The sequence below is a fragment of the Bacillus sp. S71 genome (assembly GCF_016625265.1).
GTDB classification, from domain to species: Bacteria; Bacillota; Bacilli; order Bacillales; family Bacillaceae_G; genus Bacillus_A; species Bacillus_A cereus.
The window spans coordinates 37,413-53,435 of the sequence record NZ_JACVUW010000020.1; the positions used below are offsets into that span (position 1 = coordinate 37,413).

Sequence of the window (16,023 nt, forward strand, 5' to 3'; positions counted from 1 at the left end):
CTAGCTTATCTGCTGTACTTCCTTACGACTCATTACCGGTTTCGTAGCTGCTTCATAAGGATTCATTCCTCTTTTAACCCTTTGATAAAAAGTAACGTCCTTAATACCGTTCTTTCTTGCTAATTCCAGGTGTGTTGCATACCCTTTCGGTTTCGTAGCCGCTTCATATGGATCCATCCCATTTTTAATTCTTTTGAATAGCGTCGGCTTGCTAATCCCATTCCTTTCAGCAAGAGTTATTACTCCGGCGTTAATTCCACCTTTTCGTTTTCTAATTGGTACCGTTATAGCGCGTTCTAACTCCCATCCGTACTCATTAACACGTTGATATACATTTGACTTGCTAATGCCGTTCTTAGCTGCCTTCTCATAATCTTCGTCAGTGATAACCGGGCCGTAATACCTCACGATACTTCCTCCTTATCTTTCACAGAACAACGTCTTCCTGTATTAATTACTGGCGTTGTCGCCGCTCTTTCCATGTCCCATTTTTGGGTACGAATTCGCGAAATGAACGTATGGTATCCAATACCGTTTTTCTTTGCGATATTTAGCCAAGTTTTCTCTGTTTTATCTTTTTGTCTTGGCGGCTTCGTAGCTGCGTCTTGATATGTCCATCCTAATTTCAGTCTGCTGTAGAAAGTTCCAATATTTATTCCGTTTTTTAAAGCTATCTTCTGCCAATCTCCATGTTTCCTTTTGTATTCATGTCTAACCGTTCCAATCGGCGCTGTTATCGCTTCTTCTACATCCCAATCAAAGTCATACACCCTACTTTGTAGCCTTTTTCTGTTTATCCCGTTAGCTGCTGCCCTTGCATATTCCTCATCAGTTAACCAGCGATTTAAAGCCATCCCTTCTCCCTCCTAATCTAGATCCATAATTTCTTTCAAGCTCCGATCTGAGATGTATGTGTTAACAATCTGTATCTGTCCATATTTCTTCCTAGCCATTCCCTCGGCTTCGCTCTTAGTTTTCGCTTCAAACCAACGTAACTTTTGCCTTAGGTCTTTATCGTAGAAATCTACTGCGTATGTCGTTATAACGCTAGGCTTTGCTAAGAATTGCTCTGCAGTACTTGTCGCAGTATAATCAAAACTTCCTACAACATCCTCAAGTGTTAACTGTTTCATGCCCCTAACCCCATTGGACGTTTGTTTATTCTTTGTTTATCACCCTGGTCCATAATAAGGACCGCTATTTCCATTTCATGACGTCCCATTTCCTCAGCTATCTCGGCTAGAGATTTGTTTTCTTTCCACAATGTTTTCATATGTTTTACTTCTTTATCGCTAAATACAAGATCATACTTTTCAAGAGGGATATATAACTTTTGTCTCTCTTTTTTCATATATTTTTTTGTTTGTTGTGCCATTGTGTAATTTTCAAGCTGTTCTGCTGTTTCGAATTTCCCCATCCCATTTCCCCTCCAGTTGTAATTGATGAATCGCTCTTAGTCTCGCAATAACGGCGTGACGCTTTCTGTCCACTTCTTCAGGTGTAATATTCGCTGCTTCGCAAATACATGATCCAAACTGATACATACCCGTTCCAATATCGTTTTGAATTACTCCCGTTCCGTTACATGCACACATCTTAATTCCCCCTTTTATATTCAAACTATCTATTATTAATTGTTTATAGTTTCGAGAAGGCTTTCTAATACTGATTGCATTTCATCTATCATCGCTTCCTTCGTTGTAAATAATTCAATGTTTTCTTTTCTTAACTCCTTAACCATTTCCAGAACCCATTTTGTATCGTTATACATCGTCAATCTCGTTGATCTTAATTCAGACATGGCTTTTGATATCCCCATTTTCATTTCCCCCTTAGAATCCTAAATGTTCAATACGTTTATCTGATGTTTCCTTAAATACAATCGCTTCTGCTTTATTTAAAATCCGACTTCCAAGCTTCTTATCATATTTTTTGAATATATCCCCGCTTGATAAGTTAGTTGTTGTAATAGTGACTTTCCCTTGTCTTCCGTTTGTCACTGCATATAAGACACGTTGGATGAAATTACTTGCTTCATCTGTTCTGTTCATTGATCCGCTTTCTGCACCTAAATCATCCAGTACCAGGAAGTCAACGTTTGTTAGAAGATCTACACAATACTCTTCCGTATACTTAGAATCTTTGTTGTTAAATGAGTCTTTGATAAGTCGCATAAGTTGCTCAATCTCTACATACAGACAACTTTTCATTTTCGAATAAGTTAGTTCGTCATTATTATTCTCGCCGTCTGATATTTCGTAGAAGTGCTCTCTTAATTCTCTTAGGATTGAATAAGCCAAATGACTTTTACCTGCACCCTGCACACCTACTATAAATACGTTTTTAACATGTCCTGCTTTTAAACTCTCTACAATGCCCTCTACGAGCTTTTTGTTTGTTCTAGTCTCTTTACATTCCGTTCTATAATTAGAAAGTGTAGCTTCAAGTATTTCCTCGTTACTAATGATGCTGTGCTTTGTAAGCATGTTGAATTTCTTAGATCTTTTGATTTTCTTGTAATGATTATTCGCCTGTTCTTTTAAAACTCTGTCATTTTCCTCAACAACACATCGCGGGCAAACAACTTGTCCCTTGAATTCAATCATTTGGACTGGCTTAACAAGCTTCTGACCACCTATTTCATAAGAATGTTTCATACATTTATCAGAATGGAAGTTCACCTTTAAATCCAGGGATTTTGCTACCCGTTGCATTGCCGTTACCGCCATGTTTTTTCGCTCCTTTTTCGTTCAAGTAACTTTCGAATTTAGTACCGAATAATGTTTCTGGTCGTAAGTACTGGCTCATGTGCGAGTCGTTTAACCATTGCGCTGCTTTTATATCAATAACTCGGTTGAAATCATCTATAGTAAAACCGTCTTTAAATCTAGCTTTGATTAACGATCTAGTTTTCGCTGTTTTATGTTTAAAAGATTTACCTACTTTTTCATTAAGATAAGAAACGATATCTTCATAAGGGATGCAGTCTTTTGACCGTTCTTTTTGGTCAGAAGGCATATTATCTTTTAATGTAGTAATCTCTGTTGTAGTCTCTGTAGTAATCTCTGTTAAAGAATTAACCCTTTCGGTAAGTTCCATTTCACCCAAAGGTGGATTTGGATTTTCCCCAAAGGTCAAAATGGATTTTACCCTTTGGGTAACTTCGGGAATGTTTAACTTAATATGGTTAGTAGGAGCGCCATTGAATTTAAATTTTTGAACTTCCACTAACCCTTTGCTTATAAGGATTTTAATGGCCCTGTCATATTGTTTTGGTGTAATTCGAATCTCATCTTTCCAATCTTCACGGCTTTTAGCTAACCAAAACTCACCATTCTTTTTAACACGCAATTTGGTCTTACCTTGTTCATTAGGCATGTACCAATAAACAATTTGTCCTAGCAAAATTCCTGCAATTAAATCTTCAGTTATATCTACATAAGCGAGTCGCACCATATATCCGCTTCTTGCAAATGTTTCTAGTTGAAATATGTTACTACTCATTTAGTTCACCTTCTTCATCCAACATTCGTAGCTGACATTATCCACGTAGCCGATTGTTCTAAATTCATGTTTACCTTGAAAACTTCTACCACTTTGTTCGTAAAACTTACCGTTCTTATAAACCGGTTTTATTGGCGTTAAAAAATCAAAGCCTCGTTCAACCAAATCGTTTGTAGCTATTAACATTTCTTTTTGCGTTTGTCTTCTCACAGGTATCTTAAACATTAACCATCACTCCCGTTCGCATATGGCAAATCCTTTCGATACTTTCAGGACCCTATAACCTGGGTAACGTTTTGGATTTATATATTTCAGTACGTTTCGTTTTACTTCATCTGTTGATTTGGCATCCTTCCAGCACCAAGCTGGAAGGAGTACCTTACTTTGAGTGTTAATCATGCAATTTCCATTTCCATATTTTCAAAGTCAATTTCTTCTTGTTCAGGCTGTTCTTGTGCCTTCTCTTGCTCTTTCACACGTTTCTTATGTTCTAAACCTAAGAACTTAACAAGGCCTGTAAGTTGTTGAAGGTTTAACTCTGCCGCTGGTACTTTGAAATGTTTAACTGCGATTTCTTGTAAATCATCATTTGTCATGTTGTACTCGCTTAATTTCTCCATTACTTCGCTTTGTTTTTTCTTCAATTCAGCCGCCTGATCTACTGACTCACCTTCTTCAACCTGAATCTGATTTGACTTATTTGGTGTGATATCTACTCGTTTTTCAGGTTCATAAGCTGGAACATTATCTATTGGACTCGATAAAACTGCTTCATCTTCGTTAATTTCAATCCCATACTGTAATTTAGCTGCACGTTTCATTGCATGTTTCTTGAACATATCGTTGAACCAGTTATTCCACATGTGCTTATTTGTGCCGTTTTTCATATGGATTACTTCATCTGTTTCCATCATGACTACAACATCTTTAAAACCTTCACGTTGGGCTACTGCGTAGCAACCAATTACTTTTCCGCGCGGGAATTTAACTTGGTGCTTTCTAATAATCCATTCACCTTCTTGAGAACGATCAGCTTCAAATTCGTCATTTTCATGAACTGTTTGAACATCGATTCCTTTATATCCGTTCTTTTGTCTTGCTAGGTGCAGTACGCCTTCTACTGATACTTGAATGCTCATTTTCCCACCGTATACGATGCAATAAATGTGATTTAAGAAAGGATTAAGTTCTGAGTTAACGCAAGTTTGCACGAATAAAGCGAATTGTTCGTTAGTTGTTCCTGTTGCAATAGTACTTTTGATTGTGTCTAACTCCGATTTCGTAAAATTACCGATCACCTTATCTGTATTAGGTGTTGCTGATACTTGATTAGCCATTGATTACTTCCTCCTTTTGGATTCCTTCTGCTTTAATTGTGAATTCTGTATCTTCAACCTTCGCTATAATTAACTGTCCTGCTGGCTTTGTGAAATGTAGAATACTTTCAGCGTTATCAACGAATGTTGGGACTACTAATTGAGCTTGCTTACTCAGCACTTCAACAAGTTCTAATCCTGCTTTAATCTTTTCTGCTGTAGAAAGTCTGCTGTATGGTTTGTTGTCCATTAAGATTTCAAATGTTGCTCTTTCTTCACCGTTTTTAAGAGTTTCATAGAGCTGTACATCAATGTTTGTAAATAAACTTTGAATTTTGTTTACCATCAATTCAGAACGCTTTGTACGGAAATCTTTAATGGCATCGATGATTGCTATTGATTCGTTCTTTTCTTTGCGAATCTTCGCTTGCGTTTCTGCTGCATCATCAATTTCTTTTTGTAGTAGCTCTAACTGTTGTGACTGTCTAAGTAATCCGTTTAACTCGTAAATCTTTTCATCGATTTCTCTTGTTTGAGTTGGATCTATTTCTTCAACAGTCATTTCTTTTATAGAAGCTTCTAGTTCTTTTAACTTCTTAACCATGTTTGTACCAATCTGTTTAGCCTCTTCAAATCGGTTAATTTTGTTCTGTTTAACCTGTTCAACCGCTTCATCTTGTAAGGCTTGTCCGCATGTAAGGCAAGTGTCTTGTAATTCCTCGTCACGTATACCAAAAACAACACCTTTTTGTTTTAAAACTTGTTGCTTCATACCTTCGATTTGATACTGAACTTGGTTATACTGTTGTTGTTTTTTCTGTGAGTCTTTAATCGTTTCATCGATTTCTGAGCGTTTCGTTTGTAATTCAGATAGCTGAGATTCAATTTCTTCTTTGTTTACATCAGTACTATCTGCCTTTTGTTTCTCGTACTGCTCTTTTAATGTGATAACCCTTTCACTAGCACGTTCATATGATTTTTCATGTGTTTTCTTACGCTCTACATGAACTTTCTGTAGGTCTTCTATTGAAAGTTTCTTTAAGTTTTCTTCTAATAAACCAACTTGTATTTTTGGTAATTCAGCGAATACTTCTTTCTTTAGTGGTTCGCCTACATAAGATAGAAGTTGTTCACGTTGTGTCTGCCAGTGTTGTGAGCTGAAGTATCCAGGGTTGAATAATGATAAGAAAGCTTGTTTATCAAACAATTCATCTACAAATGATTCGAATTCCTTAGCTTTCTTAGGAACTTCATTAATAAAATACTTCGCTGCTTTCTTTTGAGCCTTACTGATTAAAATATCCTTGTCGTCTACTTGGATAAGAAGTTCTACTTTCGTTTCTGCATCTTCATTACCAATAGGTTTAGGATCGTTTTTAGTTCCGTATGGATCAATACCATATAAAACCCATGTAATTGCTTCGCCAATTGATGATTTACCCGCTCCGTTCGGGCCACTTATCGTTGTAATTTCACCAAATGCCACTTTAAGGCTGTCATGATTTTTAAAATTAGTAATACGTAGTTCTTTAAAGTTGATTTTCATTATTTTTCCTCCTTGTTATGAGGAGAAACCATTTGGTATAATATAAGTACGTTATATTTTTGAAGTTTCTCCAAACCGTCTTAGGGGTAAGGCGGTTTTTTATTTTGTTTTGAGTAACTCAGTGTTTTCATAGATATTTCCGATTACCTCTACTTCATCGCAACATGGAAGATACTGAAAATTACTACCGTAGTTTTCTTCACCATTAGTTGCTTTGAAATCTAATTCAGATTCGTCATAAACGACTACTCCAGTAAATAACTCGCCATCGTAGATAGTATCAACAACATCACCTTCATAAATATCCTTGCCGTTCTTGTCTTTTAAGCCTGTATATTGCATTACATTAAATGCTCGTTGTTCCGGCGTTCCAGGGAAGATCTCCCATGCTGGCAAGTCGAAAATTTCTCCCCAGCCCATCATCTTTTTACTCATTAAATTCCAAACTCTAAATTTATATCTCATTTTCATTCCCCTTTCTTGATGCTTTCACACATCGGAATATCCAGGAACCTTTGAATTAGGTGGGGGATACCATTAAATTCCTGAATATTCCGACAAGCGAAGGCTTGTCTTATTTCGTTTTGTTAGCTTTCTTGCTCCCTTTGTAGAATCCATATCTATGATCAACCTCTGCGATGAGCATGACGAGAATCATCACGATTGCTGCTGATATGAAGCTTTTCGTATTTTCGAATACCAAGAACAAAATGACCAAGTAAAGCGCTCCGTACATTCCGGTGAAGATTTTTGAATTCATTTCCCATTCCCCTCTCTATTTAGCTAGAGTGATAAACTCCTTATGCATTTCCTCAACCTTATCTGCGCTGTTATGTATCCCTCTAGCTCGTAAATCCTTTATGATCCATGCGAGTTTCTTCTGTTCGTATTCATCACGCTGCTGTTTATTTGTCATTCCGTGACCATCCTGTCTTTTTATCCCATACATCAATTCGGTATGCCAAGTATACGAATACACATATTGCTGCTGATACTATTAACAGTGATAATGTGCTTTCTTCTAACATTTAAACCGCCTCCTGTTCTTTCTCTTTCTTCAGTCGGTCTATGATGTAAGCTTGTCCTTTTGGTGTTACGTATGTTGTTGTCCATGTGAATGGCTCTCCGTTTGGTTTCTGTTTAACACCTTGTGCGATTTCAAAGTATCCTTTTTCAACTGCTGGCTGAGTTGGTTCAGTAGAACGCTTGAACATTAACTCCCATTCTCGAAGTTTTGCGAATAACTGACGTTGACCAATTTTCACTCCTTGTTTTGTTGCTAACTTTGCAACTTCACTTACTTTCAGTGTTTGTTCTGACTGCATACACGCTTCTGCGAAGACTACTAATGGTTGTTGCTGTACGATTTGTTGTTGCGCTGCTGCAAGCTTTTCTTTCTCTTCTTTTAATTTAGTAAGAAGACCGATTGCAAAGTCTGGATTTGTTACTGCTTGTTCCAGAACTTGATCTGTCATGTATGCGCCATGTTTTCTAATAGAAGGAAGCACTTCGCTTGTTACCCACTTACGGAAGTTTTTCGCTTTCTCTGTTTCTGATTCAAAGATCAGCTCATACAATCCATCTTCGGTAATGTACGGTTGTCCATCGTGGACAACTACCGATATACCAGCTTTTTGGATAACTTTCTCGATACGATCTTTTCGAAGGTACGTTTTTCCTTTTGCTACTTTCGTGTACCCAAGTGACCATGCTGCATTTTCAAGATTGAACATTTCCTTACCGTTTAGTTGAATAACCTCTAACGCTCCAAATTCCTGATGGTTGAAAACTTGTAATTGATTCATTTTCTTTCCTCCCTTATTATCTTAAGGTCAAGTTAAATTCGTTTACAATGACCTCAGGTCAAGTTTATGTTATTTAAAAAATGACCTCACCCTACTAAGTCATCCATTGTTGTTGATAAAGCATTTGCTATTTTTTTTAATGTTTCAATCTTAGTTGATTTAACACCTAATTCTATCTTTGAAACCATACTCTCGCTGATTTGTGATAGTTCAGCAAGTTGTTTTTGCGTGAGTTTTTTACTCGTGCGAAGTTCTTTAATGTAACTCCCTTTTATTTTCATCGGCTTCACCTCTCGATTACATTTTCATTGTACACCCAACATGACCTAGGGTCAAGTGTTTATTTTAATTTTTATTTTTTTAAACAAGAAATGGACTAGCGGTCAAGTTTTATGTAGAATATATACTGTAGTCACTGTAAAACAAAACCATTAAAATTTCATATAAAACAGTTATTAAAGGGGAATAAAATCATGTTACCTATACTATCCATTAGGATAAAAGAACTAAGGAAAGAGAGAAAGTGGTCTCAAAAAGAATTAGGAGAAAAAGTAGATGTTAGTGAATCTTTTATTTCGAAAGTCGAATCTGGTAAGAAACAACCTTCAAGAGAAGTAACTGCAAAAATCGCAGAAATATTTAATGTAACTACAGACTTTTTGTTAGGACGAAGCGATGAAGAAGATCTAAACGAAATGTTAGACGTAAAATTCAAAACAATGAAGGAACGATTATCTAATCTTCCCGAATCTCAACGTGAAATGATTATGAAACAAGCTGAGAACTTAATGGCAGAATTCGAAAAACTAAACAACCATTCAGGAAAATAGCCCGCCTCATTATGAGGCGTGGCTATTTTTTTGTTCTGTATTAAATAGCATTTCAATATACAAATCAATTTTCTGCTCATCCCCTTTAGATAATTCAGCAGCTTGTAATAAAAACCCCTTTAAAATCTCTTCTCTTGTCATCCCCGACATCCTCCAGTATCTCCATAGTAGTTTGTGAACTGTTCACAATGTTTTCTTGAATATTGAATCCGATATTTAGGAAATATCCCTAGAAACAGCGAATGCGACTGCCTCTTTTGAGACAATCGCATTCTTAATATTTATATCACAATCCTAGGGAATAGGTTATTAACCCATTCCACCTCCAGGATCGACCATCATTCTATACGTATTTTCTTGAACAATCTTTTCTGTTTGTGCCGATTGTTCTTTTTGCTCTTTAGCAGGAGATATGTATAGTACTCCAACTAATGCAAATGTCGCTACTATAGCTAACACTTTTTTCATTTAGCATCACCCATATATATTATACCATTTTTATTAATATCTACCAACATTTTTCTTGGTAACTTGCTGTAAAATCTGTTGCCTGCGCACTCGAAATCCACTATTGACTCTTCTATCAATTTAACGTCCTTCAACGCATAACCCAAGATGCATTTTTTCATGGGACTTAACTTCCCGTCTTTTCTTTCGCATTCCTTTAAAAGTTCAACCGCCACATCAGAATGTCCAATCTGCACTTGATAAAATGCTTCTTCACACACATTATATATTCTGATTTCCTCTAGCCCTTTATTACAGACAAGTTTAATGAAAGCAAAAGTATTTATAACACTCTCTTTTCTTTTCATTACTCTTTCAAAATGGGATGCATCTAACATTTCTAACGATTTATTAATATACCAAGAAGCTCTTTCGTAACTTTCGAAAGTATAAGACTCCGCAAGATATACTAAAGCTGATGCCCTTAAAAGTGAAAAACAATTTTTATTATCTTTCAAATTCATTATTTCATGACACAACTCTCTGGATTTCTCGACGTTATCTTGCATTAAATAAGCGTAAGATAACCCTTCTTTAATTCTTCCTGAATATGCTGTTCTAATGAATTCATCTGGAATTTCTTCTACTTTGGGTTGCAATACTTCAGCGTATTCAAACAATGAATTAAATTTTTCTAAATCGTACATCGTATAGAAAGTTAGTATTCCATATAACACTTTCATTTCTTGTGTCTTAATTACTTTACTTCTCTTGCGATCTTCTAACTTCTCTAGTAAGCCTTTACCACTAACGACACCCTTATTTCGCATCCATACCAATTCATATACGTAAGCCCATTCTCTATTCATCGCCAACGAAGACGTTTTTTCTATATCTACAATCAACTTTAATAATTCCAAGTCGCCAGTTGCGTTTGCATATTCCATTGCAATTCTCATATTTTGTTTGCTCGTTGTAACTGAACAAAACTTATGTAGCATTTCTTTCTTTTTTAAAGCGTCGGCACCATACAGGATGTTAAGCAACTTAATCATATTCCAAAAATTAAATTGGCTCTTGCCTGATAAGTTTTTGGAAAACGACCCGCCTTTGATACCTAACTCCTTCGCAATGTCTTCTTGATTTCTTCTTTGGAAATCAATTACATCAATAAGTTTGTTCAAAAATTTATTTAATGCCTTCTTTTTCAATTCCTCTTGTTTTTGTTTAGGTGTCTGATCCATCAAATTTGCTCCTTCTGGAACAAAGACGCTTCGCTCTTTCTCTCAAATTTTTAAACAGGAAATTCATACCATAGTAATGCTTTAGTAATATCGGCATGTTATAATGTAAGTGTTACTCGTGTAGTAACCGAAAAGAGACTTATGGCAGATGTTCCCCTTGTGAGTCGGGCGAACGGTACAAGAGTGTTCGCTGCACTACTTGTACACGCTGTGAGTCTTTTTTTCGTTCCGTTTATTTTAATGTTTTCATAATACCACATTTTTCCCAAAATTCAGTCGTGCAGTTATCAGACAATTGTTGAGAAAGTTGAGAAACCGATGTGTACCAACGTTTCTAGGCGATTCAAAAATAAAATATGCAAATATGCATGGAACGTATAAAAGACTTCACATGCATATATTACCATAAAATCGAACTTTTGTTCTATTTTATTTTAGGATTATGATTATTTTTCTATCATTATAATACATAAGACAATATATCTATCATTTATAGTATATCGATATGTCTATAACTATACTGATAGTATGAAAACTTTAGGTGAAACTTTAAAAAATCTTAGGAAAAGTCGTTCGCTTAGACAAGCTGATTTGGCTCATGAACTAAACCTTAGCCGTAGCCAAATTAACAACTATGAAAATGGTTTTTCTGAACCTGATCTTACAACTTTGTTTCGTCTCGCCTCCTTCTTTAATGTATCGTTAGATGCGCTTACTGGTCGCACTGACGCTACTGATGATGAAAGGCTACATAATACTCTAATTGGTGTTCAAAAAACGTATGGGGCATTATCTGAAAGCCAAAGAGAGAACTTCTGTAAGCAACTCAATCATTATGTAAGGTTCTTAGGTGAGAATAATGAAATATTGTGATTTGATTTCATCATAAAAGAAATCTTTTCCAAAGGAAAGAGGTAAAATTTTACATAATTTTACCAATCCTACCAACAGGACTATTCGGTCCTGTTTTTTATTTTTCTTCGACAAAATATGACATAATAGTTGTAACCGTTTCTGTTATGATAGTTTCGGAAATCTTACATTTTACATAATTGGGGGAACGAAAATGTATAAGAAAATGGGTACAATTGTTTTAGCAGGAGCGCTTGCTTTTAGTTTAGCTGCATGTGGTGAAACTGAAGAAACCGCAAAAAAGGTATCAAATGATACTAAAACAGAACAAGCAGCTGAAAAGAAAGAAGAGAAGAAAGAATTTAAAATTGGTGAAATGATTCAACTTGGAGACCACAAGTTAACCGTCACAAATATTGAAAAGTCACAAGGTGGAGAATTTGATAAACCTAAAGATGGACATGAATTTTTAATCGCTAAGGTAACTATAGAAAATGGCGGTAAGGAAGAAATAAGTTATAATCCTTTCGATTTTAGCTTACAAAACAGTGAAGGGAATATTGTAGATCAGGCATTTACTACAGTTAACCAAGATACTGTGTTGAATTCTGGGAAACTTGCACCAAATGGCAAAATATCTGGAACTATCGCTTTCGAATCAAAACAAGGAGATCCTAAGCTTCAATTAATCTTCAAACCTAATTTCTTATCTAAAAAAGAAATTCGAGTAAATCTTCAATAGTAAATTAGAAATGGAGTTATAACTATGAAAAGAACAGCTGAATTTGTATTAGGACTTATTGGCGGGATTTTTGGAATCCTATGTGCATTTATCGCATTATTTATTGGTGGGCTTGGATCTGCTTTAGAAGCTGATGGTGCAAACACTGTTATCGGCTTAGGATGGGGTGCTGTCGCTCTATCTGTGTTAGGAATCGTTGGATCTGTTATGGTAAGAAGCAAAGCAAAAGTTGGCGGGATTATGATGACTGTTGCTGCTATCGGCGGATTTATTTGTATTTCTCTGATTTACTTATTACCAGGAGTATTATTATTAATCGGTGGATTAATGGGTATTTTCCGTAAAGACAAAGCTGTTGTATCAGCTTAATTACACATTATGTTAACCAAAATTAGAGGGCGAAGCTCTCTTTTTTTGTATATTCTAAATATCTTGTACTCAAATACTGGAAATTTTGATACTATTTTATTATTAAAATCTAATATATAAGGGGAGAAATACGGGTGGAAGTTGAAAAGAAATCAAAGGTTTGGGAGTATATCGGATGGGGGAGCTTCATTTTAGTCGGTTCTTTCTTGTTTTTTTGTGCTTTGATACTAGTATTTGGCGATCCAAAAACTAAACACCAAGCTCAAGAGGTTACAACTGAAGGGCAAAAAGTTAAAGATGCTGAAAAAGATACTAAAAAGGAATATTCAATTGGTGAGACTATTAAAATGGGAGATCACAGATTGACTGTAACTGATGTGAAAAAATCTTCTGGCGGAGAATTTGATAAACCAAAACAAGGCTATGAATACGTATTGGTAGCAGTAAATATCTATAATGGCGGTAAAGATGATATCTCATACAATCCGTTTGATTTTGAAATGAGGAATAGTCAAGGTAATATCACCAGAGCTGTACCGTCTATAATTAACCAAAATACACAATTAAGCGCTGGTCAACTTGCACCAAAAGGACAAGTAGCAGGAACTGTTGTATTTGAACAACCTATAGGCGAGAAGTTAAAATTACAATTCACACCTAATTTCTGGAGTAAGAAAAAAATCATCATTAATCTTTAAAATAAAAAAGCACATGAAAAGGGGATTCCATGTGCAACAATAATCTAGGTGATTTCAATATAACATGAAAAGCTACTATGTATGGTTATTTTTCTTTTTTCTCAATGTACAAAACAATTTAACATGGTAAAATAATATTTAGATTGGCGTCCAATACATATTATTAAAATTAAGATGGTTCAAGTCGGAGGAAGGCACCTTAGGGTGTCTTTTCTTTATGAAATTTATCTAATATAAATTATATGAAAATGCACGCCACCCCTTCCCTTGAAGTTATGTTGCATTGCATGATATAATTGACGAAATTATACAGATAAAAATAAAAAGCCTCTCAGTACGCCAATACTGAAAAGCTTTTTATCAAAATTATTTGTTTTCTTTTTGACTTAATTGAACAATTCCAATAACAACTAATAGCAATGTGCCAATTGCTATTACAGTATTTGCATCTAACATATTTTCACCACCTTTCAAGCCTTTCGTACGCCAATACGATGGGCTTGTTTATTTAATATAGCAGATAATGATATCGATTTGTTGACGAATAAATAAAATAATTAGTTAATTTTATAATCTTTTTTGCTAACAAAACGTAAATAACCCGCCTTCTTTTTCAATACTACTTTTGTTTCTTTGACTGTTTCTACATATTATTTCATTAAATTTCACGTACTATATCTGATTGATAAAACAAAAATAAAAGGTACATACTATACACACCCCTTATCCTCTAACCAAGTAAGTTATAAATCCTTTATTAATTCCTCTATCTTAGTGAGTCATTCCCCCAGGTCTTAAACAATCTCATGTTTTTCATCATTTTTTCGAATTTAATCTTGACTGAAGGTCTTGAGGGTTTGCATCATGTGGGAACGATTATGGAACACGGCTGGAAGGCAGATTTATCCCCTACTTTGAAAAATCACAAAAAAGTAATCGATCAAAATAGATGGATAAGCGTCTTGTTTTCGCCATGCGGTCACTTATAAGGTATCCGTATGTATAGACCCTGCTCACTCAGCGATTTTCACCGCATACATCCTTTTTCTATGGCTTGTCCTTGTAATATCGTCCCTACACGACAAACTGAATGTACTCCCTAGCACCGTAATGCTAACGATAACCACCCGAACCTTTTAGGGATTCGTCCCTGGGCACGTTCTCGCCCACCCTCACCAGAAGAACAGGATTCCAGTGAGGGGTGCTGTTTTTGTAGGCGCATACTCTGTACCCCCTGCACGACCAACAGCTAGCCACGCACGTAACACGTTCCTCCTATATGTATAGCAGCACGGAATTACGGCTTATCAGTTTTTATTAACGTGGTATCAGGCAATTCCACGCGAACAAAAACAAAAAGGCATCCCAATTCCTAAATGGCCTGTAGATCCACAAGACTTCTAGGTTTAGAGATGCCCGGTATATATCTTTTGACTGTAAAAAATACAATTCTAGCATTTACTAGTTGAATTTTAGTCAAACAATAGATAAAATGGGTATATCAAAGAAGCCTCGTGAAAAGGCATAGTTGTTTAAGGTTAGTGGTGGTACACTACTTAAACGTTAACACTGTGGTTGAATACAGTTATTTTCTAGTAAGTGTTGGTCGCAATTACTAGAACTGAGTCATTCCCGCTAATGGTTGGTGCCAATAGCATATGGGAGTGGCTTTTTGTTTTGTGTTCATATTCAATTGTTTTTAATTTATCTCGTTCGTTCTTCATGATCTTCGTTTATGTAAAATATCAAATTATGTTTTGTTTTGTAGAATGTTGCTTGTTGTGTACTACGTTACAACAAGCTTTTTTGTTTGTAAATGCCCACATAAGCCTGTTACTCTCCCCTTTACATAAAAAGCAAATTTCATTTTTATACTTTTATAATTTTATACTTTTATAAAAAACTAGTTTTTCGAAAAGAGAATGATATATTTTTTATACTTTTATAATTTTATAAAAGTATAAAAGTATATTTTTATAAAAAAAACACTAATAAATCTTGATAATATAACATCTTAAAAATAGTTTTTAAAAACTATCATCTATTAACAATTTGTTTTTAAACTTTTTATAAAAGTATAAAATTATAATTTTATACTTTACCGTTGGTATGTTGTGTTATAAAATCAAATTATAAATTTATAAAAGTATAAAAAAACTTTTTTTACGAGGTGACGGGAAATGAGCACGGTTATTACAACTGGTAACTTCAAAGGTGGAGTTGGAAAGACTACCAACGCTGTAATGTTAGCTTATACATTCGCAAAACAAGGAAAGAAAACTCTATTAGTAGATTTAGACCCGCAAGCAAATGCGACTGATTTACTATTTAACACAATGAAAAAAATATATTCAATTGAACCAGAATTCAAAAGAACATTAGCGATGGCTCTTATAGACGCAAACTTACAAAGTGCGTTGATTAATGCGCTTCCTAATCTAGACTTGCTTCCTTCTTACGAAGATTTGCAAACATACGAAAAGTTCTTGTTCAGGAATTTTGAGGATGACTTCTCACAAGACACATATTTCGCAAAACAGTTAAGTACAATCAAAGAAAATTATGATTACATTTTTATTGATGTGCCACCACAATTAAATAAATTTGCAGACAGCGCATTAGTCGCTAGCGACTATGTTATGGTCATTTTGCAAACGCAAGAAAGATCAT

Annotated in this window: 27 protein-coding genes; 6 read left to right on the plus strand and 21 right to left on the minus strand. The window is 35.2% G+C overall.

All coding sequences use genetic code 11. The features are described from left to right. The 18 genes from IBT51_RS25390 to IBT51_RS25470 form a co-directional block, all read right to left on the minus strand. A complete protein-coding gene (locus IBT51_RS25390) occupies positions 1-408 on the minus strand; it encodes a hypothetical protein (RefSeq protein WP_200458808.1) in 408 nt (135 codons plus the stop codon). After that, a complete protein-coding gene (locus IBT51_RS25395; RefSeq protein WP_200458807.1) occupies positions 405-854 on the minus strand; it encodes a nucleoside permease in 450 nt (149 codons plus the stop codon). Before IBT51_RS25395 ends, IBT51_RS25390 begins: the two co-directional genes overlap by 4 nt. Positions 855-866: 12 nt before the next feature. Continuing rightward, a complete protein-coding gene (locus IBT51_RS25400) occupies positions 867-1,133 on the minus strand; it encodes a hypothetical protein (RefSeq protein WP_200458806.1) in 267 nt (88 codons plus the stop codon). Beyond that, the gene (locus IBT51_RS25405; RefSeq protein WP_200458805.1) at positions 1,130-1,417 is read right to left on the minus strand and encodes a helix-turn-helix domain-containing protein; all 288 of its coding nucleotides are present in this window, start codon (positions 1,415-1,417) and stop codon (positions 1,130-1,132) included. The genes IBT51_RS25400 and IBT51_RS25405 overlap by 4 nt, the downstream gene beginning before the upstream one ends. Continuing rightward, a complete protein-coding gene (locus tag IBT51_RS25410) occupies positions 1,386-1,595 on the minus strand; it encodes a hypothetical protein (protein ID WP_200458804.1) in 210 nt (69 codons plus the stop codon). Before IBT51_RS25410 ends, IBT51_RS25405 begins: the two co-directional genes overlap by 32 nt. Before the next feature lie 35 nt (positions 1,596-1,630). Continuing rightward, positions 1,631-1,819, minus strand: coding sequence for a hypothetical protein (locus IBT51_RS25415; RefSeq protein WP_200458803.1), 189 nt, complete (start codon positions 1,817-1,819; stop codon positions 1,631-1,633). Between the two features lie 13 nt (positions 1,820-1,832). After that, the gene (locus tag IBT51_RS25420) at positions 1,833-2,714 is read right to left on the minus strand and encodes an AAA family ATPase (RefSeq protein ID WP_200483299.1); all 882 of its coding nucleotides are present in this window, start codon (positions 2,712-2,714) and stop codon (positions 1,833-1,835) included. After that, positions 2,665-3,504, minus strand: a complete 840-nt coding sequence (locus IBT51_RS25425; protein WP_200458869.1) for a conserved phage C-terminal domain-containing protein — start codon at positions 3,502-3,504, stop codon at positions 2,665-2,667. Before IBT51_RS25425 ends, IBT51_RS25420 begins: the two co-directional genes overlap by 50 nt. Then, positions 3,505-3,729, minus strand: coding sequence for a hypothetical protein (locus tag IBT51_RS25430; RefSeq protein ID WP_000472849.1), 225 nt, complete (start codon positions 3,727-3,729; stop codon positions 3,505-3,507). Positions 3,730-3,735: 6 nt separating this feature from the next. Beyond that, a complete protein-coding gene (locus tag IBT51_RS25435) occupies positions 3,736-3,903 on the minus strand; it encodes a hypothetical protein (protein WP_200483297.1) in 168 nt (55 codons plus the stop codon). Beyond that, positions 3,900-4,841: a RecT family recombinase gene (locus IBT51_RS25440; protein WP_200458868.1), complete on the minus strand. Its 942-nt coding sequence runs from the start codon at positions 4,839-4,841 to the stop codon at positions 3,900-3,902. Before IBT51_RS25440 ends, IBT51_RS25435 begins: the two co-directional genes overlap by 4 nt. Continuing rightward, on the minus strand, positions 4,834-6,366 hold the full coding sequence (locus IBT51_RS25445) for an AAA family ATPase (RefSeq protein WP_200458867.1): 1,533 nt from the start codon (positions 6,364-6,366) through the stop codon (positions 4,834-4,836). The genes IBT51_RS25440 and IBT51_RS25445 overlap by 8 nt, the downstream gene beginning before the upstream one ends. Positions 6,367-6,465: 99 nt before the next feature. Continuing rightward, on the minus strand, positions 6,466-6,831 hold the full coding sequence (locus IBT51_RS25450; protein WP_200458866.1) for a YopX family protein: 366 nt from the start codon (positions 6,829-6,831) through the stop codon (positions 6,466-6,468). A gap of 109 nt (positions 6,832-6,940) precedes the next feature. After that, positions 6,941-7,102, minus strand: a complete 162-nt coding sequence (locus tag IBT51_RS25455; RefSeq protein WP_234472626.1) for a hypothetical protein — start codon at positions 7,100-7,102, stop codon at positions 6,941-6,943. Positions 7,103-7,141: 39 nt separating this feature from the next. After that, positions 7,142-7,282, minus strand: coding sequence for a hypothetical protein (locus IBT51_RS25460; protein WP_000182638.1), 141 nt, complete (start codon positions 7,280-7,282; stop codon positions 7,142-7,144). Further along, complete coding sequence (locus IBT51_RS27270; protein WP_267911581.1) at positions 7,272-7,394, minus strand: hypothetical protein; 123 nt, start codon at positions 7,392-7,394, stop codon at positions 7,272-7,274. The genes IBT51_RS25460 and IBT51_RS27270 overlap by 11 nt, the downstream gene beginning before the upstream one ends. Continuing rightward, complete coding sequence (locus IBT51_RS25465) at positions 7,395-8,171, minus strand: phage antirepressor KilAC domain-containing protein (protein WP_200458865.1); 777 nt, start codon at positions 8,169-8,171, stop codon at positions 7,395-7,397. Positions 8,172-8,257: 86 nt separating this feature from the next. Then, a complete protein-coding gene (locus IBT51_RS25470; protein ID WP_000693791.1) occupies positions 8,258-8,452 on the minus strand; it encodes a helix-turn-helix domain-containing protein in 195 nt (64 codons plus the stop codon). Between the two features lie 192 nt (positions 8,453-8,644). On the opposite strand from IBT51_RS25470, the gene IBT51_RS25475 reads away from it, so the two are divergent. Further along, positions 8,645-9,001 carry a helix-turn-helix domain-containing protein gene (locus IBT51_RS25475; RefSeq protein WP_200458864.1) on the plus strand — a complete coding sequence of 119 codons (357 nt, stop codon included), beginning with the start codon at positions 8,645-8,647 and terminating at the stop codon, positions 8,999-9,001. 9 nt (positions 9,002-9,010) lie between these two features. Here IBT51_RS25475 and IBT51_RS27275 read toward each other — a convergent pair whose 3' ends face one another. The 3 genes from IBT51_RS27275 to IBT51_RS25485 form a co-directional block, all read right to left on the minus strand. Beyond that, positions 9,011-9,142: a hypothetical protein gene (locus IBT51_RS27275; protein WP_267911582.1), complete on the minus strand. Its 132-nt coding sequence runs from the start codon at positions 9,140-9,142 to the stop codon at positions 9,011-9,013. 168 nt (positions 9,143-9,310) lie between these two features. Beyond that, on the minus strand, positions 9,311-9,469 hold the full coding sequence (locus IBT51_RS25480) for a hypothetical protein (protein WP_180235572.1): 159 nt from the start codon (positions 9,467-9,469) through the stop codon (positions 9,311-9,313). Further along, positions 9,466-10,692 carry an AimR family lysis-lysogeny pheromone receptor gene (locus IBT51_RS25485; RefSeq protein WP_200458863.1) on the minus strand — a complete coding sequence of 409 codons (1,227 nt, stop codon included), beginning with the start codon at positions 10,690-10,692 and terminating at the stop codon, positions 9,466-9,468. The genes IBT51_RS25480 and IBT51_RS25485 overlap by 4 nt, the downstream gene beginning before the upstream one ends. A 528-nt stretch (positions 10,693-11,220) precedes the next feature. On the opposite strand from IBT51_RS25485, the gene IBT51_RS25490 reads away from it, so the two are divergent. The 5 genes from IBT51_RS25490 to IBT51_RS25510 form a co-directional block, all read left to right on the plus strand. Beyond that, positions 11,221-11,565: a helix-turn-helix domain-containing protein gene (locus IBT51_RS25490; RefSeq protein WP_200458862.1), complete on the plus strand. Its 345-nt coding sequence runs from the start codon at positions 11,221-11,223 to the stop codon at positions 11,563-11,565. Positions 11,566-11,758: 193 nt separating this feature from the next. Beyond that, positions 11,759-12,286: a DUF4352 domain-containing protein gene (locus IBT51_RS25495; RefSeq protein WP_098289417.1), complete on the plus strand. Its 528-nt coding sequence runs from the start codon at positions 11,759-11,761 to the stop codon at positions 12,284-12,286. A gap of 24 nt (positions 12,287-12,310) precedes the next feature. Continuing rightward, positions 12,311-12,655 (plus strand): DUF4064 domain-containing protein, encoded by a 345-nt coding sequence (locus tag IBT51_RS25500; RefSeq protein WP_200458861.1) that lies wholly within the window; start codon positions 12,311-12,313, stop codon positions 12,653-12,655. A 134-nt stretch (positions 12,656-12,789) separates the two neighbouring features. Further along, positions 12,790-13,353 carry a DUF4352 domain-containing protein gene (locus tag IBT51_RS27155; protein ID WP_200458860.1) on the plus strand — a complete coding sequence of 188 codons (564 nt, stop codon included), beginning with the start codon at positions 12,790-12,792 and terminating at the stop codon, positions 13,351-13,353. A 2,180-nt stretch (positions 13,354-15,533) separates the two neighbouring features. Next, positions 15,534-16,023, plus strand: a 490-nt coding sequence (locus tag IBT51_RS25510) for a ParA family protein (RefSeq protein ID WP_200483298.1), incomplete at its 3' end; no start/stop codon positions are given.